The following is a 20,974-nucleotide window of genomic DNA, read 5'->3' on the forward strand; positions in this document are numbered from 1 at the left end:
TCCTCCTACATTTTTATTGTTTGATGATAAGGAACGCTATAGATGAGCCTGGAAGCCAGCTTGATAGCAAGAATTTCTTCCAGAGCTTGCGCATAAAGGTTCATTTGCACTGCATAGCGTTCTTTTAATTTGGCAAAAGCTTGTTCAGGCTCTTTGCGATAAGCACTTAGAGCGTCTGTTTTAAAATCTAGTAAATGCCATTGTCCAGATTGATCCTCGAAGAACAAATCAATGACACCTTGTACAATTTGGTAGTCTCCCCTTTCGTCTTTCATCGCAAAAGTAAAGGGTTGCTCTCTATAAATTTGTTTAGCAGCATCTAACTCTTCTTTCAGTGAACTCTTAAGAAATGCTTCGATATGCTGAAGATCAATGAGAGTTTTTTCATTAGTTGTAATGATTTCACGCTCAACAAGAGTATTCAGATAGGCATCAACGTTGAAAGATTTATCTAAAGGGAGATGTTGGAAGACACTATGGTACACTGTCCCTCTCGTTGTTGCTGAAAAACTCTTTTCCTGATTCATGAATGACGGGATCTCCCATTCATCATCACTAACTTGCAGAGTGGAAACAGCAAAGTAATCCTCTTCACTCGCTTCATAGGTTTGTAACCTTTTTAACTCCGACACTGTTTGTTTAGCTGTTTTTTTAATAGCTAGTTCATAAGCGTAAGTTGCGTCAAACTGCTCCTTGAGCTGATGATTCGTTTGACTGGTGATTGTATCGGAAGAGTTTTCTTCTCCTGTGAAATCCTGTTCCTCCATCTCGCTCGCCATCGTGTGAAGTTCAAAAGACCAATTACCAGGCAACGGTTTGAGGCTAGACGTTTGGATGCCCACAAGTTGTTGAAAATCGGGCAATCGTAGCCAAGCAGGGCCTAGCCACTCCCAGTAACTATTTGCGTTACTGCGAATGAATGGTGGAACTGGTTCATCTGATTGAGCAAACCCGACGGATACCCATTTGTCGATTGCGCTGTCCACGGATGTAACGGAAAGAGTCATAAACAATTTTTCACGAGCTCGTGTCATGGCCACGTACAAGATACGCATTTCCTCTGACTTAGCTTCTAATAATTTTCGTTCTTTTAAAGCGATAAATGGTAAAGAGTGATAGGCAATGCGCAGCTCTGGATCAATGGCTTTTACAGCGATCCCATCGTGTTGATCAAATAAATAATTCTCTTTGAAGTCCATTTGATTAAATCCACGTGCCATTCCTGGTAAAAAAACAAACGGGAATTCAAGTCCCTTAGAAGCATGAATCGTTAAAATACGAACGACGTTTTCCCTGTCACTAATAGCACGAGCTTCTCCCACGTCGTCTCCTCGATTGCGAATGCGCTCAATAAAACGTAGGAATCGAAATACTCCTCTATAGGAAGTCTGCTCAAACTGCTCAGCTTGATCCAACAGCATATGCAGATTAGATTGTCGTTGGCTCCCCGCTGGCATGGTCGCTACTTGTTCGAGCAAATAAGTGTCTTGATAAATGGACCATATAATATCAACTAAAGGTCCTGACTGGCTCTTCTTTTGCCATGCCTGATGAAGCACTAAAAATTGCTGAATTTTTGATTGCATCTTACTACTTAAAGAAGCTTGTGCATGGCTATTTTGAAGCAAATCATAAAAAGGACATTTTTTATCCACAGCACGTAACTGCGCCAACTCTTCGTCCGTCATTCCAATCATGGGAGACCTGAGTACAGCAACGAGAGGAATATCTTGATAAGGATTATCGATAATTTTCAACAACTCTAACATCCATTGAATTTCTATCGCTTCATAAAAGCCCGTTTTGGTTTCAACATGAAAAGGAATTTTATACTGTTTAAAGACTTCAATAAACTCTGGAGTCCATGTCATAGAGCGCATGAGAATAACACAATCTCGGTATTGTGCTTTTCTTGTTGCTTTTGTCCAAGGATCATACACTTCTTTTTCCGTGTCGATTAACTCTTTGATTTTCCTAGCTGTCCACTCAGCTTCTGCACGAGCCTTTGTAAGTTCTTCTTCTTGTTCTGCACCCTTTTGGAAAATATGAACTTCTATCGGCTGTAGGACATCATTATAAGGTGCTCCCTGCTTTAGTGAAGCCTCCTCGTCATAGGTAATTTCCCCAACATCTTTCCCCATGATTTGTTCAAAAATATAGTTAATGCCGTCTACCACTTCTTTTCTACTGCGGAAGTTGGCATTTAAATCAATAGCAGTACCTGAAGTCGTAGTTGCTTTAAATCGTTCATATTTATTTAGAAATAGCATAGGTTCTGCTAAACGAAAGCGATAGATAGACTGTTTGACGTCTCCTACCATGAACATGTTACCATCAGCTTCTCCCCCACTCTTAACAAGTTGAATGATGCCTTCTTGTAACAAATTAATGTCTTGGTATTCGTCTACTAACACTTCTTTGAACTTTCTACGATAACTGAGTGCGACTTCTGATGGTTGATGACGATCCGGTTGCACTAAAATGGCATAGGCCTTATGTTCAAGGTCTGAGAAATCCAGCAAACTTCGTTGCGATTTTTTCTCCTCGTAACGAGCCGCGAATTCCTCAACACGATTTACCAGAGTTTGAATAACAGGATGCATCATTCGAATTTCATCTAGTAAACGTTCCGGTCTCCTAGCAAAATAGTCATCCTTGATTGCCGTAATATCTGCTTTATATTGGTTTCGGATAGATTGCAATTGCTGCTTTAAGTCTTCATCGTAATCGCCGCGAACAGCTTTAGCTGTTGCCCATTTGAATTGACTAAAAAAAGCATATAGGTCATCCCAAGTAGCTGTTTGAACTTTCTCTTCAGCGACATGTAAAATATCTTCATCCACTAATGCGGTAGTTACGAGAGCTTCTAAACCACTACTACTTTCAGCTAATGATTTTAGTAGTGTATTTTGAGCTCGCGCTGTTTGAACACGATATAAAATCGCTTGCTTAACACCCACTGTATACGGAAGATCATCTACAGTCATGTCCTCTTGAAGAGAATATGCCTCCACAATAGCTTCGAGCCATTCATGTGGGTTGGGATGAACGCGTGCATAGTGATACAACTGCCGTATGAGATGCTCGAGGGCTTGATCAGAGCGATCGGAAGAAAAGGAATCTGCCAGTCGGTACATCGCGTCCTGGTCTGCTTCATACGCTTCTTCAATGATCTCTTCCAATGCATCTTCTTGAAGTAGAGCCGATTCATTTTCATTGGCCAGTCGAAAACCAGGGTCAATATCGAGTAAATAACCATATTGTCGAATGATTTGCAGACAAAACGAGTGGAGGGTAGAGATATTCGCTTTATTTAACAGGTGCAACTGTTGGCGTAAATGTTTAGACTCAGGATTTAACTGGATAGCTTTTTCAATCGCTTCTGCAAGTCGGTGACGCATCTCGGCTGCTGCTGCATTAGTGAATGTAACAACTAACAGTTCATCTACACCTATGGGTTGGTGCTGATCCGTGATCCTTTCAATCAAACGACGAATCAAGACGGCAGTTTTACCAGATCCCGCAGCAGCTGAAACCAATATGTCTGCATCTCTTTCCCAAATTGCTTGCCACTGTGCAGCCGTCCACGTTTCTGAAGTAGGCATAATTGGTATCATTCTTGGTCCACCTCTTTATTGATTTTTTCAACAATCGCTGCTGGCTTTTCAACGGCAAGCTTCCGAATTGGTTGACGAGTATCTTGTGGGTCAAATTGACATACGCTTCGATAAGCACAAAAATCGCACGGCATTTTGTCACGTAATTTGTAGGGTAACACTCTTGCATCTCCTGCAAGCATTCCCCCGCCAGCTTGGCGATGGCGTTTGCGTACAAAGGCGCCTGTTTTTTTAAGTTCTTCAGATGAAAGTATTTTAGATGTTACTCCAAAAGAGCCGTCTTTTTTCACATGAACAGGGACGATATCCGAGTGCCCAGTTAATTCATTGTCCATGGCTTCAAGAACATCCCATTCAGATGTGACAAGTCCCTCCATTTTATACGACTTGAACTGCAGCTCTTCAATTTTTTGCTGCGACAATTCTTCAGCTGTTTGCTGAGTAGGTTCGTGAAGGTGGACGTACAATACACCGCCTGGTTCGGCAGGTTCTTCAAGCCATTGCTGTGAATAATGCGTTGCCACATCCAGATACGTCAATAATTGTAGGGATAATCCATGATAAACTTCATTAAGATCTAACGCTTTTTTAGAAGATTTATAATCAATGACGCGTATATAATTTCGATCTTGTATTTTTGCCACATCGACTCGGTCGATTCGACCTCTCAGTTCCATCCTTCCATTGTTTGAAAGTGGTAGCTCAAGGGGCGGCAATTGTTCTCCTAAACCAAATCCTACTTCAATGGCGATGGGATGAAATTTAGATCGAGCTGAATGTTGACGAAGTGCATTCATTGTAGAAGCGACGATTCGAGTCAGCTTTTTCGTAATATAGTGATAGCGATTGGTACTAAGTAGTAACTGATTAAAAAAGAGAGGAACGATGTGAGCAATCGCTGTAGCACTCAACTCATTACACTGTTTCCGAGAAAGTTCATTCCACTGAATTTTGTGTTCTGTCGTATAGTCGGAAATCCATTTTAACGCTGCATGGAATAAATCACCCATTGCTGGTGCTTCGAGTTTGAATACATCCCTTCCTCTCAATTCAAGCCCATAGGTGGCAAATTGTTTAAAAGGACAGCTGTAATACGTTTCAACACGAGACACACTCCCTTTAATGACCGAAGAATAAATTCCTTCAGCAGCTAGTCGAGAAATTTTCTCCGTTCCCGGTTGTTTTGTTAACGGCTTTTCAACATGATCTACCACGGACTGCCAATAAGGATCTTGTTTCAAATACGATTCTACATCCTGCCAATAACTTGAGAGCGGTTGATCGAGCTCTTGCTCTGCATATCTTTTTAAAGCATAGCCTGTTAATGCTATACGTGGATGATTGATATACTTAGGTGCATCTCCGTAGAAATCTCGCTCGGAAACTTGCTCGGTCAAATGACTCGTAAACAAGCTTTGCAGGCGTTTAATGTAAGTAGAAGGAAGCAATGGTTTGCCATCAAGACCCGCTAAAGAGTAACTAACATAGACAGCTTCACTTGCTGTCGTTAGCACTTTATAAAGTACATAATTTTCTTCTCTTAATCGTTCTTTCGTAGAGGGGGCAAGCTCTAAACCTGCTTGTTGCAGAAAAGCCCTGTCCTCATCCGTTAACAACCCCTCATGGTCTACTCGCTTTGGAAACGTGCCATCGTTGACTCCTAACACAAAGAGAGCTTTGATGCCTAAGTATCTTGCTGTGTCAGCCTGCCCTACAACTATTTGATCAAGTGATGGCGGTATTTTTGAGAAGGATAATTGATCCAAGCCTTCTTCCAAAATGGCTGCTGCATCGTCTATTGTTAGGGATTGGTTACGGAACATCAATTCAAATTGCTCTAGAACATGTACCCACTCTTTCCAAACTTGTCGATGCTCTACAGCCTCTTCTTGTAGAGAAGCCATCTCAGCTTGTTGCTGCCAATACGCTAACTTTTGTGGAACACGGGCTGCTGACATAAATGAAAAGATGCTTTGTGCGACTTGTTCAGCCGTAATAGCCTGCTGTAATTGTTCTACAAAGGGATCAAGTAAATGCAAGATTTGATCTCTTGTGGCCTTTTGTTCCGCCTCGAGTGCTTTCTCTTCATCTGTCTGTGTGCCTTTAAAAAATTCCATTCCCCGAATGCGCTTTACACGCCACCAGCTATCTGTTCTCCAGCGATCTCCTCTAATCCCACGCTCTAACACAAAATTCTCCAATCGATGCATACGATTTTGCCAAAGAGAAGAAGCTTCATTTACTGGGAAAAACAAGCCCGTTTTGATGGCACGGAACATCGATTCATACGAATAATTGGTTCTATGAATCTCAAATAAAGCTTTGCTCAATTCAATCAAAGGATGGTCGAGCATTGGACGTTTTTCATTACTAAAGTGTGGAATGTTTAATTGAGCAAATATAGTAGTTAGCAACTTTTCATATTGAGTAGGGTCGCGATGGACGACTGCAATTTCTTTAAACCGATAGCCTTTTTTAAACACTAATTCTCGAATCTGGTTTGCCACAAAGTTAACTTCTACTCGGGGATTTGTAGCTCCTACAATTCGTATCCCTTGAGCCTCTTCGGATATAGAGGGGCGTAGTTGGTCAAATTGTTGTTCGATGTGACGCAGTGCGGGTGCTTGTAAGCGCAATTGTTGCGTCAAGTGAAGTGAAGGCACTATTTCCACAGCATTTTGAATAGCTACCTCTTCTAGCTTAAGCAATGTAGTGGCAGGTGCATGAAACAAACTGTCTTCATCAAACGCTTCATTTCTGTCCATTAATGGCAAAGCAATATGTACATGTTTTGCATGAATCATAAGTTGCTCTAAAATCGCTCTTTCGATCGGTGTGAAGGCTGTAAAAGAATCGATATAAATTTCACTCTCAGCAATCAAAGAAGAATGCGGTATTTGCTCGACTAATAGACGAAGGTGACCTTCACCGTCAATGTATTGTGTCCCTAAGCGACTTTCGAGCTCTGTTGAAATGGTTAACAGATCTTGTGCTTTTTGTTGAAGTGGGATGGGGGCATTCTCTTCTTGAAGCATTTGCAAACTCTTTTCAAAAGAAGCTGCAGTAAGGTTGTAACGGCTGATCTCTTTTAACAAGGACTCCATCTGATCCGTAAATCCTTTTTTTGTCGCAGCTCGATTAAATAATAGGAACTGGTCTTTTTGTTCTCTCAATAAACTGCGTATTAACATCCGATAGCCAACGCCGTTTACCTCTTCACGTGTAATACCACCTGTTTCTTGTAAAACGCGCCATGCTAACCGCTTAAAAGTTGTCACCTGACTTCTAATCAATCCACTCTGCTGTTGATGTCGTGCCAAGTGCCATTCTGCTGTAAATGACATTTGGTCCGGTACCAAGTAAAACAAAGGGTCTCCAAGCGGCTGTTGTTTTGTTCGAGTAATCATTTCATCCATAATGGCTGTGGTCTTTCCGCTACCTGTTCGCCCAGTGATCCAGCGTAATGCCATGTTGCGTCCCTCCCCTGTACCAAATAAAAAAACCTTTGTTTCTATTGTAGCAAAGAAACAAAGGTTCTAATAATGAATGGCTGAGAAATGCTGAAAAGGATAATAGATAAATTTCACTTCTCCAATTATCTGTTGTGTTGTAAAAGTTCCTAAATCTCGACTGTCTAAACTGCGTTCTCGATTATCGCCTAATACAAAATAGCGATCCTCTTCAAGTTCTATCGTCATATCTTCTAAATTAGAGTCTTGCTCGTATATATAGGGCTCCTCTAGTACGACAGAATTGACAAAGATTTGATTAGCACGAAATTCTATTCTGTCGCCTGGTACGCCTATAACCCGTTTCACAATGTCTTTTTGATCGGAATACTGAACTATCACTAAGTCTCCTGGCTCAATAGATGAGATTAATGAAACCACAACCTGATCTCCAGAATGTAACGTAGGCAACATAGAGTCTCCATCAATCTGATAGGTCGTCACAATAAAAGAGCGCACTAAAAGAATAACCGTTGCACCAATTAGTAACGCAATTGCCCATTCTTTCAGGTCATCTTCCCACTCTTTCATGCTGAGCATCACTCGCTCTCTGCTTTGCTATTTCTCTAAAGTCAGACTCCACTTTTTTATCGAGTCGACGTTCAAAATATTTTCCTACAGCCCACAACAAAACAATGACAGCCGCTACGATTGCTGTACGTATAGGCTCTGTAACCAGTGCACGAATATCAGCACCAATAAAGCTTATGATAAAAATCATAATAAATTTACCGAGGATTACAGCAGTTAAATAGGTGGACTTTCGAATATTCGACAGTCCTGCTACTAAATTGACGATAGCAGATGGAGTAAAAGGAAAACATAGTAGAAGGAACAGTGGACCAAATCCATTGCGCTCTACCCAATGGATTAATCGAGAAATCCTTTTATGACGGGTAAGAAACTTGATAATGCGAGCACGGCCAAACTTTCGAACCACTAAGAAAACGATATAAGCGCCTAGAACAGATCCAACCCAAGATAATAAAAATCCTAAGAACAGGCCATATGCCGTCACATTTGCAACGATAAAAACGACAAGCGGTAAAAATGGAAGAAACGCTTCAAGCATCGGCAGTAGAATGCCCACAAATGGCCCGAACGTTTTATATGTACTCATGATTTCTTCTAATGTTTCAAGAGTGAAAAATTGTCCCATAGTACGTGTCACCTTCTTTATACTAGTATTACCGTTTGTACGATTTACAAAACGTCTCCTCCTAAAAATGAGTTTGAAAAAACGACGCGGTCACTTAGACAGCGTCGTTTCGTCTTGTGAAGTTTGTTTTTTCATCATGCGCGTGGCGTACCAGAAACCAACGGTCATAGATGCTGCATCGACTATGTAGTGAAGCCATTCTCGAGTGTACCCTGCTATTACCGACGCTGTAAACAAAGCAATCGTTATGGCAAGTGCGACCCATTGATTAAAGGTTACCCTTGTAAATAGCACGACTAAAGCACCTGGGACAAAAATTGCTAAGATTAACTGCGTAGCTTGACTCAATTCATTCATAGCGTCTCCCTAGCAATCATCAGACCTAAACGATGATGATCATGTCGGAATATGACATGTTGTTTCAAGCGAAGTTCATTGTTGTGATCCAAAACTTCTAATCGACAATGAGCTGCATTAATTTGAATGGCTTCATAGAGTTCCTGTTCATTAGCGACACGTTGACCGTTCACTTTCATGATTCTCTCACCAATACGTAGCCCCATTTTCTCTGCCGGGGATCCGCTTAAAACTCCTGCGATTTGAATCCCTTCAGAAATGGGAGCTACTGCATAGTGACCCGTGTTTTGCTTGCGCCAATTCGCACTATCGAGATACAGGCGTCCTGCAAAGGCTACTACCATAGCAATCACTCCAATTACAGGAACCACTATGCCGAGTAGCGATACTGCTGCGATGGTGCTACCAAGAAGAATAAACTCACGAGCTCGTCTCGGAACAGTAATAAATGGATACTCTTTTTTCGAAAGTTGTTGGAACCCTGTTATAAAAGGAAACGCTACAAGCGCAAAAGAAGTTTCACCAAAATGAATAAGTGGCCAAATGGAATTGAACTCACCGAACCAATCTCCAGGAATCAAGAATAGAAATGGCAGCAGCCAGACACGTTTCGTCTTGTATTGAACGGCTGTGCCTCCACGTTCTGTTCGGATTAATTGAGGTGAAACGATATCTAAACCTTGTTTTTTTACAAGCAGTCCTTCAGCAATAAGTAGCAGCCCTATTAAAAGTGCTAACGGCCAAATAGTGTTTACTGAAAACTCTGTAGCAGAAATCGTTAACGGACCTAAATAAATTGTATACGATAATTGATGAAGAACTGCCCATAATCCTACAGCAGTAGGTATGAGATAGGCGCTCGACAGTGCTTGAAATTGAAAAACAATAAGTGCAATTAGCGCTACTGCTGCTAAGAGCACTAAAAACTCTGGATAAATTACTACACCAATTAAAATAAGTACACAAGAAATAATTAGTGAGTAAAGCCAAGAGTGTTTAAAGATTGAGCTAACTTCTCCCCAACCATAGTGTAATCGCGTTCGAAAATCTTTACGTTCTTTCTTGACCCGAAAATATCCTGTAGCGATTGCTGCTGCGATTGCTAAGTAGAAAACTGGATGAACAAAGAATTGTCCGATATTCCATAGTACTTCAATGATTCGTTGCTGATCCATAGTACCCCTCCCAGCGGTTACTTTCTATTTTAGCAAAGCAACTCATAGAAAAGTATACTTTTATTGAGAATGTGAAAAGTAATCAAGCGCTAGTTGAATGGCTTCATCATTGTCTTCTTGCTTTAACCAGGATTTATAGCGTTCCCTTAAGTGGATGACAAAGGCAGAATCCACTTGGCCCGTCTGCGGTAAGTTCATATGGTGCTGGAAAGATAGGATGGGATTTGTATTAGAACCTTGTGAACTATCACTTGAAAAACCGACAAGTGCTAATATTTTATAAAAATTTTGCCATTCGGTTTCTGTGACTGGTACCTGCTTTAAATCTGAGAGCGCCGGCTGTTTCGTTTCAATTATTGGAGCAACTCCAGTGCCTTGAATCCATTTCTTTCTTGGCGTTAACCATTTTTTTGTGGAGAGTTTCAGGGAGCTTTCATTTTTGAAAGTAAATGTTTCTTGTACTGTTCCTTTACCAAATGTTGTTCTGCCAACTGAAATAGCTCTTTCAGACTCTAAAAGCGCAGCTAACATCACTTCACTAGCTGACGCAGAATGACTGTCTTGAAGCACCACAACAGGTCCTGTATAGACCGCTTCTCTCTCACTCTTCATCCACTCCAATTCACCCTTCGCATTTTCCATCCATAGAAGTGGAATTCCGGGTCCAAGTAAATCCTCCAATATAGGCACTACACTGCCGAGGTAGCCTCCTGGATTTCCACGGACATCAATAATCAAGCCTTCAATACCTTTCTTCTCGAACAGTTGCAAAGCTTGCTGCCACTCCTCTGCAGTCCCTTCCCCGAAAACAGATAAAGAAATATACCCATAGCTCTGATCTTTTGATTCCAGAGTGGAAGCAGTTAAAGTATGTTGAGGCAATTTTCTTCTTTCAAGTTGAATATCATGTAGTTGTTGATCCACTTTAGACAATACTTTTAAGGTCACTGTAGTGCCCTCTTTCCCTGACAATTGATGAACCAACTGTTCGACGGATAATCCTTTCACTGCTACTTGATTCACAGCCACTAGTTCATCGCCTGGCTGTAAATTTTCTTCGGCAGCACTGGTTCCTGGTACCACCTCAGCGATAATAAACCGTTCTCCTTGCTGCATGATGTGGAAACCAATGCCAACACGTTCCTTCGCTAAACGACTTCGTTGGAGTATGGATTCTTCCGCTGTAAAGAAACTGCTGTATGGATCATGCTGTGCTTCTACCATACCTTTTAATGCACCTGTGGTCAGTTGTTTGTCAGACACGTTATAGATACTATGTCGCTTTATCAGTTGGCGTACTTCTTTCAATAAATCATTTGAATCCGCTACAGCGGGCTGCTGATTTGTGGTATCACAAGCTGTGATAAGCAGAACTACAAGTAAACTAAGTAAAAGCAGTCTTCTACGCAAAAAATCCTCCTTCGTCGCACTATACGAAAGGAGGATGCGCTTTATTCATTTATGGTGTGGAGCTAATTAATTGTTCCATCATTGCTTCATCCATTGGTCCCACTATTTTATGTTGAACGACGCCTTCTGTTGTTAAAATATAGCTTGTAGGAATGGTAATCGCTTCATACGTATCCCCAATGTCCCCATTTTCATCAAGTGGAATTGTGAAAGTAAGATCATAATCTTCTACAAACTGTTGAATCTTGTCCAGACCACTATCTTTATCCGTTAAATTTACAGCGAGTATCGCCACATCATCAGCATATGCCTCGTGAAAGTTTTGCATATGAGGCATTTCTGCCTTACAAGGAGGACACCATGTAGCCCAGAAGTTCAGTATAACTTTTTTTCCTTGATAATCACTTAAGCGAACTTCTTCGCCCTCTAATGTAGTCAGAGTGAAATCTGGGGCTTGATCTCCTTTTTGTATCGAGGAAGCAGCACTGGTTGCAAGGTCCGTACCAAGCTGTTCATTGTTGAGAGAATCCACAGTGTCTGCGTTTTCTGTAGCAAATGAATACGTGGCAATCCCTATCAATGTAGCTAATCCAATTAAAGCAATCCATTTTTTCATGTTATAGTTTCCACCTTTTTTGTACGAATGTAACGCCAGCTATATACCATCACTAATACGCTCAGTAGCCAGACTGTATACGTCTGTAATACCCCTAGGGGTTGGAAAAATGAACTAAAAAAAAGAATTGAGTACGCACTTAATAGCTTCCAACTCGAATAGTTCCCCTTGCTAGACCAAGTCAACACTAGCGTGATTACAGTACAGGCTAAGATAAATAGTTCTACATTTGCTGTATTGGTATTGAGTAAGACCATAAAAAATAAATAAAAACTTATGAAATAGCTTGGAAGTTGATAGATAGGAAAAGTAGAGTTTTTTTCACGTTTAGTAAAAGAAAACAGCGTATATAAAGCGGCAATAGTTCCAAGAATCACACCAATATACCCTCCGTTGAAATAAAGAATACTTAAAGGCTGATCGAGAACTGTTTCAAAATCCGTTAAAATCACACTAAACTTCCAAACCAAGATGAACGAAATACTGGCATCTATGAACTGACTAGCCACTTTTTTATTATGTTGAAGTAGTAGAGTTAAGCCTACTGCTACTATAGACAGTAAACTAGCAATCCAGGTTGCAGGCATTGTTAATGAAAATATAATAAACCAATTTGTGACTGGCAAAAACATCTACCCCCAATTCCTCTTAATCCTAAAGAAAAAAGCAGTTCACGTAAAGTGAACTGCTCGTTTATCACATTGGAATATAGCGTAATGGGTTAACCGAATTTGCTTCCATACCATTCCAGCCACCAACGTGAATTTCAAAGTGCAAGTGAGGACCTGTTGAGTTCCCTGTATTACCTAAAGTTGCGATTTGTTGCCCTTTAGCTACGGATTGTCCAACAGATACACCAATTGAATTTAAGTGGGCATATAAACTTGTATATGTTTGTCCATCGATATTATGTGTAACCATTACTACATTTCCATACGTACTAAATGGAGCAGCGTAACTCACAACACCTGCTGCCGCAGAAACGATTGGCGTACCAATACTATTCGCAAAATCGACACCATAATGCATCTTACCTGTTCCGTGAATTGGGTGAATACGGTAGCCATAACCTGAAGTCAAGCGACCATTAGTAGGCTTAGTCCAAGCGCCAGCTGTTACAGTAGGGGCTGCTACCGCTGGAGCTGCTGCTGGAGTAGAACTAGCTCCGCCACTTGATGAGTTAGAGCTAGCATTTCGAGCTGCTGCTGCTTCACGGGCTGCTGCCGCTTCACGATCCTTACGTTGTTGTTCTTCTTTACGACGTTTCTCTTCTGCTTGTTGACGAGCAATTTCAGCAATTCGCTGCTGTTCTGCTACAATTTTGTTCTTTGTTTCTGCACTTAAATTAGCAATCTCTTCATAGTCAGATTCCATCGCTTGTTGTTCAGTTTTTAATTTGTTCTGTTCAGCTTCAAGCTGATCCAGTAAATCACTCATCTGAGCTCTCTGACCATCAAGTGATTCTTTAAGTTGTAAAAGTTCAGCTTTTTGATTTTCTTGTTGTTGTAACTTTTGTTCAACTAAAGCTTTGTCGTCCTCAAGTTGCTTTTTATCAGCCGCTTGATCACGAATAATTTGGCGATCAGCTTCCATTAAAGTGTTAACTGCTGAGAAGCGATCAATAAAATCGACGAAAGAACTAGCACCTAGTAATACGTCAATGTAGTTTACAGACCCACCACTCAATTGAACTGCGCGAATACGGTCACGAAGAAGCTCGTCTCGTTCTGCAATTTTGAACTCAAGTTCTTCAATTGATACTCGTAAATCTGCAATTTCTTGTTGCGTGACGTCAATCTCAGCTAATACGCCTTCAATTTCTGCCTCAGTAGCAACGATTTCATCACTTAACTTTTGAACTTTTGCTTCAATAGATTCAATTTCAGAGGCTTTTTGTTGAATTTCCCCTTTTTTCTGATCAATAGAAGTATCTAACTCATTTTTCTTTTGCTCAAGTTCTTGTTGTTGTTCTTTTAATTCATCTAAGTTAGCTGCGGAAACCGTTCCGCTTGTCATTAATAGGGTTGCTGCTGTAATCCATGTAGCCATTTTCACTTTCCGTGACATTGTAGACATGCGTTCATTTTCCCCTTTCATTCACCGGTACGTTATCTTTATACTTTCAAGAATTTTCGGACGGACATAAAACTTCCCCATACTCCGATCACTACACCCATCATCAGTAACAATCCATTCACTTGAAGTAGAAATGGCATTGGTTGTAACAGGGCGAAAAGTTGATCTTGAAGAAGTCTAGGTTGCAATTCATTGTAAATGGAATAATAAGCTGCTGTCACAATTGAAATCGGCAAGATGGCACCCATAATACCTAACCACATACCCTCAAAAATAAATGGGATACGGATGAACCAATTTGTTGCTCCTACGAGTTTCATAATTTCAATATCTCGACGTCTAGCAACAATTGTAATGCGTATCGTGTTTGAGATTAAAAACATTGCTGTAAACAACAATCCCAGAATCAGCACTAGTCCTGCATTGCGACTAACATCTAATATTGGAAATAATTTCTTTAATGTTTCTTCTCCCGTACTAACACGATTGACTTGATCCAGTCTCTCAACACGCTCCGCAACAGCTATGGTTTCCGTAGGTGTAGTCGCTTTTACGTAAAACGCATTATGTAATGGATTATCTTGTTCAAATAATTGAAGATCCCCACCAAAATTTTGAGCCAGTTTCAATAATTCATCTTCCTTAGAAGAGTAAACCGTTTCTTCAACACCTAAGGTTTCTTCAATTTGGGTCTGTAACTGAGTGATTTGTTGCTCATCAGCTGTCAGTTCCACAAATACTTTCATTTCTACATCATTTTCAATGTCATCTGCTACTTTGTTAAGGTTCATCATAATGGCAACGAAAACACCGACTAGCAATAGTGTCACGGTTACAGCACTCACTGAAGCGAATGTCATCCAACCATTTCGTGCAATACTTCGGAAACTCTCCTTAATATGACGACCGAACGTTCTAAATTTCATAACCGTAGTCTCCTTCTGCTTCATCTCGGGCAATCATTCCGCCTTCAACTGCAATGACACGGTGTTTTAATGTGTTTACAATTTCTTTGTTGTGGGTAGCCATAATAATGGTCGTCCCCCGAGAATTGATTTCTTGGAAAATATTCATAATTTCCCATGATGTATCTGGATCTAAGTTTCCTGTCGGCTCATCCGCGATGACAAGCTTTGGCTTATTGACGATGGAACGAGCAATTGAAATTCGTTGCTGCTCTCCACCTGATAATTCAGTGGGGAACATACGAGCTTTATGCTTTAGTCCTACCAAATCAAGCACTTCCATTACACGCTTGCGGATAACTTTTGGACTTTCTTCTATAACTTCTAATGCGTAAGCAACGTTTTCGTAGACATTCATGCGAGGGAGTAGTTTAAAGTCTTGGAATACAACACCAATTTGACGTCGTAATAAGGGAACTTTCTTTGACTTTATTTTTGCTAGATTGATGCCATTTATAATAATGTCACCACTCGTAGGCTTTTCCTCTCGGTACATCATTTTGATAAAAGTAGATTTTCCCGCGCCACTCGGTCCAACTACATAAACAAATTCACCTTGTTTAATGTCTACTGTTATCCCGTTCGCTGCCACGATACCGTTTGGATACTTCTTATAGACATCTTTCATTTGAATCATATTTTAACCACCTATATTGTTTACTTCATTTAGCGCAACAAATCCATTATAACATCGTTGAATTTTTTTAATGTTACAAGTATATTTCATTTTCATAAAAACAAATTGACTTGTCAGAAGTTTTATCTATCAGAATTAGCTTGAAAGATAAAAAAATCAGTAGGTTCTCTGGAATAAAATTCCAGAGAACCTACTGATTATAGTTTGCGATGAGTTCCGTTCCGGGTTTGCTTTCCGATGGAGCGTCGTAAGTCTCCTCGTCGCATACGCTCCTGCGGGGCCTCACGTAACGCTCTTGATCCCACTGGAGTCAGCCCCTCGACTCCACTCAATTTCAATTTAAAAATTTTGAAAACATTTTTTTATCAGCTTTAAGGAATAGTTATTTCATTTCTGCTAACCACGCTGCTACAGCTTCGGCTTCTTCTCCTTGAATAATTCCACCTGGCATAGCGCCTTTACCCTCTAAAATAACTGACAAGATTTCTTCTTCACTTAAACGTGAGCCAACATCGTTCAATGCTGGGAAGTTTCCTTGGCCTTCAAGATTGTTTCCGTGGCAACTGATACATTTTTGATTGACAACTGCTTCTGCATCTACAGTTGCAACATCGCCTGAGTCAACTGGAGCTGATTCTTCAGTTGAATCTCCCCCACATGCAGCTAGCAATAGCATTGAAGTGATTGAAACTCCAAGTAGTATTTTTTTCATAAGAACACTCCTTCTGTTGTTTATTACAGTATACCTAAGTTATTATCTTTTAAAACCTTCACCCAATACCTCATAAGCATCAGAAACTATGACAAAAGCTTTGGGGTCAACTGTCCTCACAACTTGTTTTAGTCTAGTAAATTCGGTTTGGTAAACAACAACCATCAAAATTGGTCGCGGTTCTTCGGTATAGCCACCGATGCCAGACAACTTGGTAACTCCTCGATTCACTTGTTGATAAATTGCTTCTTTCATTGCTTGTTCTTCGGAAGTAATGATATGCACCATTTTGGACTGACTCAAGCCCAGCTGAATGATATCGATTGTTTTCGTAGTTGTAAAAAGACCTATTAGTGCATACAATGCACGCTCTATATCGAAGACAATCGCTGCTGAGAGAACAATAAGGCCATCAATTAACAATACACTCGTGCCTAATGAGAGACCTGTGTATTTTGTGATAATCTGAGCGGCTAAATCCGTTCCACCAGTAGAGGCGTTCCCTCTGAACACCAGTCCTAACCCTGTACCAACTGCAATACCTCCGAACAAAGCTCCAAGTAAAGGATTCAGTGTCCAAGGCTCCCAGTCAGATGTCAGTAGAACAACTGCTGGAAGCGTAATTGTTCCTACAAAGGACTTCACGCCAAAATTTCTCCCTAAAATAATAACTCCGGCAATAAACAAGGGAATATTAAAAGCATATTGCACTAATCCTGGCTGCCAGCCGAGTAGTGTATACAAGATTGTACTAATCCCACTTACTCCACCTGAAGCAATCTGATTCGGTAACAAGAAAACGTTGAATCCAACTGCCACTATCGCTGCTCCAATAACTATGAAGATATAATCACGAATTTCTCGTGCAACAGGTGTTTGTTCTTTTCTTGGTTTTCTTTCTCTCATAGTATGACCCTCTTCGCCTAAAAAATGAAAATCCGGCTCTGCTAATTCAACTCTACTGTAATATCTCTACTAAAAATCCACTATGGTTGAGTATACCATAGTGGATTTGCGTGTAGTTATAGGATTTTAGATCGTAAGTAGGCGTGAATAAAGTTGTCTAATTCTCCGTCTACCACTGCATGTACATTTCCACTTTCTTCATTTGTCCGATGATCTTTGACCATTGAATAAGGGTGGAATACGTAGGATCGAATTTGTGAACCCCAGCCGATTTCTTTTTGCTCACCACGAATGGCTGCTAATTCAGCTTCTTGTTCTTCAATCCGCAATTGATAGAGTTTAGATTTCAACATTTTCATGGCATGCTCACGATTTTTAATCTGTGAACGTTCTGTTTGGCAAGTTACCACTGTATTTGTTGGTAAATGCGTAATACGAACAGCTGAGTCAGTCGTGTTAATATGCTGACCACCTGCACCACTAGCGCGGTACGTATCAACTTTTAAATCTTCTGTGCGGATGTCAATTTCGATTTCTTCATTAAACTCTGGCATCACATCGACAGATACAAAAGAAGTGTGGCGACGACCTGAAGAGTCGAAAGGTGAAATGCGGACAAGACGATGTACGCCTTTTTCTGCTTTTAAGTAACCATATGCATTGTGTCCCTTAATGAGCAAGGTTACCGACTTGATACCCGCCTCATCTCCTGGTAAATAATCGAGTGTTTCTACTTTAAAACCTCTTTTATCTGCCCATCGCTGATACATACGAAGCAGCATAGATCCCCAATCCTGAGACTCTGTACCACCAGCCCCGGGATGTAGTTCTAAAATTGCATTGTTTTTGTCGTGCTCTTCACTTAACAACATTTGGAGGTCAAAGTTCTCAAGCGCGCGTCGGTGACTTTTCAAACTTTTTTCAAGATCTAAATGCAGTTCATCATCTGGCTCTTCTTTTAAAAGTTCTACCGTCATTTCTAGATTTTCTTGTTCGTCTTCAAGTGTTCTGTATTGATCCACAATTGCTTTTAAGCCATTCAATTCATTGATGGTTTTCTGTGCAGTTTGGGCATCATCCCAAAAATCAGGGAATGTCATGACTTCATCTAACTCTTGAATACGTGCCTCTTTGTTTTCTAAGTCAAAGAGACCCCCTAAAGTCTTGGATCTTTTGTGTAGAGCGTTCTAGCTCTGCACGTGCTGCTGATAATTCAATCATAATTGTTCCTCCACTAGTTAGCTCACTGCCCCGTGACAGTTTTTGTATTTTTTACCGCTTCCACATGGACATGGTTCATTGCGTCCCACTTCTGCATCTCTTTTGACAGGTTGTTTCTTAACCGGTTTACCTTCTTCTTTTGGATTAACGGCTTGTCCTTTAGCTACTTCTTCACGCTCAAGATTTTGTTGGATTTCTGACTTCATAGCATATTTTGCTACATCTTCTGATACAGAAGCGACCATTGCTTCGAACATCGCAAACCCTTCATTTTGGTATTCACGAAGCGGATCATTTTGCCCATAGGCACGTAAATGAATCCCTTGTCGCAACTGGTCCATCGCATCAATATGATCAATCCATTTTGTATCGATAGAACGCAACAGAATAACTTTTTCAAACTCGCGCATACGGTCTTCTGTAAAGCGCTCTTCTTTAGCATCATATTCTTTTAAGATAGTTTCTTTCAATTCAGCACGGATTTCTTCACGTTCTTTGTTTTCAAAATGCAATTGCTCTTCAGAGTTTTCCGGTAGCAAGTTTGCATGAATGTAATCCGTCATTGCTTTTAAGTTCCACTCTGACTTTTGATCAGCTGTTGTATGCACATCGACAGTGCGATCGATTGTTTCGTTAATCATGGTCTCTACTAAAGCACGCATGTTATCTGTATCTAAAACTTCATTGCGCTCTTTGTAGATGATTTCACGCTGTTGACGTAATACATCATCATATTGGAGTAGACGCTTACGTGCATCAAAGTTATTACCTTCTACTCGTTTTTGGGCAGACTCAACAGCTCTTGAAACCATCTTAGACTGAATTGGCTGAGTATCATCTAAGCCTAGTCGTGTCATCATCGATTTCATGTTATCAGAACCGAAGCGACGCATTAACTCATCCTCTAATGACAAGTAGAATTGGGTTACACCAGGATCTCCCTGACGTCCTGAACGACCACGTAACTGATTATCGATACGTCTAGATTCATGACGCTCCGTACCAATTACGGCTAAACCACCAATAGCTAGTACACCTTCACCTAACTTGATATCTGTACCACGCCCCGCCATGTTAGTAGCGATTGTGACCGCACCTTTTTTACCTGCATCGGCAATAATTTGCGCTTCACTTTCATGGTTCTTAGCATTTAAAATATTGTGAGGAATTTTGTGTTTTGTTAATAGAGACGAAATGATTTCTGATGTCTCGATGGCAACTGTACCAATCAATACTGGCTGGCCTTTTTGGTGTTTCTCTGCAATGTCTGCAGCAGCCGCTTCAAACTTACCAGTCGTCGACGCATAGATTAAGTCAGGACGATCATCACGAACAATCGGTTTATTTGTAGGAATCACGATTACATCCATATTGTAGATGTTACGGAACTCTTCTTCTTCCGTTTTAGCTGTTCCTGTCATACCCGAGAGCTTTTCATACATTCTAAAGAAGTTTTGGAAAGTAATTGTCGCCATTGTCATGGATTCATTTTGGACATCCAATCCCTCTTTTGCTTCTATTGCCTGGTGAAGACCATCTGAATAACGACGACCTTTCATTAATCGACCTGTGAACGAATCGACAATGACAACATCGTCATCTTGAACCACATAATCAACATCTTTATGCATTGAAACATGTGCTTTCAAAGATTGATTCACAGCGTGGTTTAAGCGAACATGCGTTAAATCAAACAAGTTGTCAATGCCAAATGATTTTTCGACTTTTTCAACACCTGTATCTGTCAATACAACACCTTTAGTTGATTCATCATAGCTATAGTCTTCTTCGTTGCGAAGTAAGCGAACAACTGCATTTGCTTGTTTGTAAAGTAAAGCGGCTTTTGAAGCTTGTCCAGAAATGATCAATGGCGTTCGTGCTTCATCGATCAAAATTGAATCCACTTCATCGATAACTGCGTAATTAAGTGGACGTTGCACTTTTTCTTCTTTATAAAGAACCATGTTATCACGCAAGTAATCGAAGCCTAATTCGTTATTTGTTGAATACGTGATATCGGCTAAATAAGCATCGCGTTTTTCAGCTTTCGTTAATGCATTGGTGTTTAAGCCAACTGATAACCCTAAAAAGTTATAGAGTTTTCCCATTTGTTCTGCATCACGACTTGCCAGGTATTCATTTACTGTGACTACATGGACTCCTTTACCTGATAGTGCATTCAAATAGACGGACATGGTAGACGTCAATGTCTTCCCTTCCCCTGTTTTCATTTCAGAGATGTTTCCATCGTTCAAAGCGGCTGCACCCATAATCTGTACACGGTATGGGTATTCATTCAATACTCGTTTCGCTGCTTCACGTACTACAGCAAATGCTTCAGGTAATAGTTTGTCTAGCGTCTCTCCTGCAGAATATCGTCCTTGTAATTCAGTAGTCTTTGATTTAAGTTGTTCGTCAGATAAAGACTCCATTTGAGAAGCTAATGCTTCAACTGAATCGGCTATTTTCTCGAGCTTTTTTATTTCACGTTTATTTGGATCGAATACTTTATTTAATACACCTAACATGAAGGTCACTTCCTATTTCAGACTTATCTTTCATTTTACCACTGTTTGAAAAGTTACATCAAGCGAAGGTATCGAAAAGTATATAG

The 20,974-nt window shown here is 40.5% G+C and carries 16 protein-coding genes; all 16 read right to left on the reverse strand.

All coding sequences use genetic code 11. The annotated features are described in order from the left end of the window. Positions 1 to 5: 5 nt before the first annotated feature. Positions 6 to 3,617 (reverse strand): helicase-exonuclease AddAB subunit AddA, encoded by a 3,612-nt coding sequence (gene addA, locus MKY84_RS10885; protein ID WP_342526025.1) that lies wholly within the window; start codon positions 3,615 to 3,617, stop codon positions 6 to 8. Then, the gene (addB, locus tag MKY84_RS10890; protein WP_342526026.1) at positions 3,614 to 7,087 is read right to left on the reverse strand and encodes a helicase-exonuclease AddAB subunit AddB; all 3,474 of its coding nucleotides are present in this window, start codon (positions 7,085 to 7,087) and stop codon (positions 3,614 to 3,616) included. The genes addA and addB overlap by 4 nt, the downstream gene beginning before the upstream one ends. Before the next feature lie 66 nt (positions 7,088 to 7,153). After that, positions 7,154 to 7,657 (reverse strand): signal peptidase I, encoded by a 504-nt coding sequence (gene lepB / locus MKY84_RS10895; protein WP_342526027.1) that lies wholly within the window; start codon positions 7,655 to 7,657, stop codon positions 7,154 to 7,156. Beyond that, positions 7,638 to 8,285, reverse strand: coding sequence for a TVP38/TMEM64 family protein (locus MKY84_RS10900; protein ID WP_342526028.1), 648 nt, complete (start codon positions 8,283 to 8,285; stop codon positions 7,638 to 7,640). Before MKY84_RS10900 ends, lepB begins: the two co-directional genes overlap by 20 nt. Positions 8,286 to 8,375: 90 nt before the next feature. Beyond that, positions 8,376 to 8,642 carry a CsbA family protein gene (locus MKY84_RS10905; RefSeq protein WP_342526029.1) on the reverse strand — a complete coding sequence of 89 codons (267 nt, stop codon included), beginning with the start codon at positions 8,640 to 8,642 and terminating at the stop codon, positions 8,376 to 8,378. Next, positions 8,639 to 9,817: a PDZ domain-containing protein gene (locus tag MKY84_RS10910; RefSeq protein ID WP_342526030.1), complete on the reverse strand. Its 1,179-nt coding sequence runs from the start codon at positions 9,815 to 9,817 to the stop codon at positions 8,639 to 8,641. Before MKY84_RS10910 ends, MKY84_RS10905 begins: the two co-directional genes overlap by 4 nt. 60 nt (positions 9,818 to 9,877) lie before the next feature. Beyond that, complete coding sequence (locus MKY84_RS10915) at positions 9,878 to 11,227, reverse strand: S41 family peptidase (RefSeq protein WP_342526031.1); 1,350 nt, start codon at positions 11,225 to 11,227, stop codon at positions 9,878 to 9,880. Between the two features lie 49 nt (positions 11,228 to 11,276). Further along, positions 11,277 to 11,843 carry a redoxin domain-containing protein gene (locus MKY84_RS10920; protein WP_342526032.1) on the reverse strand — a complete coding sequence of 189 codons (567 nt, stop codon included), beginning with the start codon at positions 11,841 to 11,843 and terminating at the stop codon, positions 11,277 to 11,279. Then, positions 11,840 to 12,469, reverse strand: coding sequence for a hypothetical protein (locus MKY84_RS10925; protein ID WP_342526033.1), 630 nt, complete (start codon positions 12,467 to 12,469; stop codon positions 11,840 to 11,842). Before MKY84_RS10925 ends, MKY84_RS10920 begins: the two co-directional genes overlap by 4 nt. Positions 12,470 to 12,539: 70 nt before the next feature. After that, entirely contained in the window at positions 12,540 to 13,919 is a 1,380-nt protein-coding gene (locus MKY84_RS10930) for a peptidoglycan DD-metalloendopeptidase family protein (protein ID WP_342526034.1), read from the reverse strand. 38 nt (positions 13,920 to 13,957) lie between these two features. Next, positions 13,958 to 14,845 (reverse strand): permease-like cell division protein FtsX, encoded by an 888-nt coding sequence (ftsX, locus tag MKY84_RS10935; RefSeq protein ID WP_342526035.1) that lies wholly within the window; start codon positions 14,843 to 14,845, stop codon positions 13,958 to 13,960. After that, positions 14,835 to 15,521, reverse strand: a complete 687-nt coding sequence (ftsE, locus tag MKY84_RS10940; RefSeq protein WP_342526036.1) for a cell division ATP-binding protein FtsE — start codon at positions 15,519 to 15,521, stop codon at positions 14,835 to 14,837. Before ftsE ends, ftsX begins: the two co-directional genes overlap by 11 nt. Before the next feature lie 382 nt (positions 15,522 to 15,903). Next, the gene (cccB, locus tag MKY84_RS10945) at positions 15,904 to 16,233 is read right to left on the reverse strand and encodes a cytochrome c551 (RefSeq protein WP_342526037.1); all 330 of its coding nucleotides are present in this window, start codon (positions 16,231 to 16,233) and stop codon (positions 15,904 to 15,906) included. A gap of 42 nt (positions 16,234 to 16,275) precedes the next feature. Then, on the reverse strand, positions 16,276 to 17,139 hold the full coding sequence (locus MKY84_RS10950) for a YitT family protein (protein ID WP_342526038.1): 864 nt from the start codon (positions 17,137 to 17,139) through the stop codon (positions 16,276 to 16,278). A gap of 116 nt (positions 17,140 to 17,255) precedes the next feature. Further along, positions 17,256 to 18,357, reverse strand: a protein-coding gene (gene prfB, locus MKY84_RS10955; RefSeq protein WP_342528887.1) for a peptide chain release factor 2 whose coding sequence is annotated in 2 segments (ribosomal slippage) — positions 17,256 to 18,284 and positions 18,286 to 18,357 — 1,101 coding nt in all. Because the reading frame shifts where the segments join, the coding sequence is not laid out codon by codon here. A gap of 20 nt (positions 18,358 to 18,377) precedes the next feature. Continuing rightward, the gene (gene secA, locus MKY84_RS10960; RefSeq protein ID WP_342526039.1) at positions 18,378 to 20,888 is read right to left on the reverse strand and encodes a preprotein translocase subunit SecA; all 2,511 of its coding nucleotides are present in this window, start codon (positions 20,886 to 20,888) and stop codon (positions 18,378 to 18,380) included. Between the last annotated feature and the right edge of the window lie 86 nt (positions 20,889 to 20,974).

Origin of the sequence: Chryseomicrobium sp. FSL W7-1435 (assembly GCF_038595005.1) — a bacterium.
Lineage (GTDB): Bacteria > Bacillota > Bacilli > Bacillales_A > Planococcaceae > Chryseomicrobium.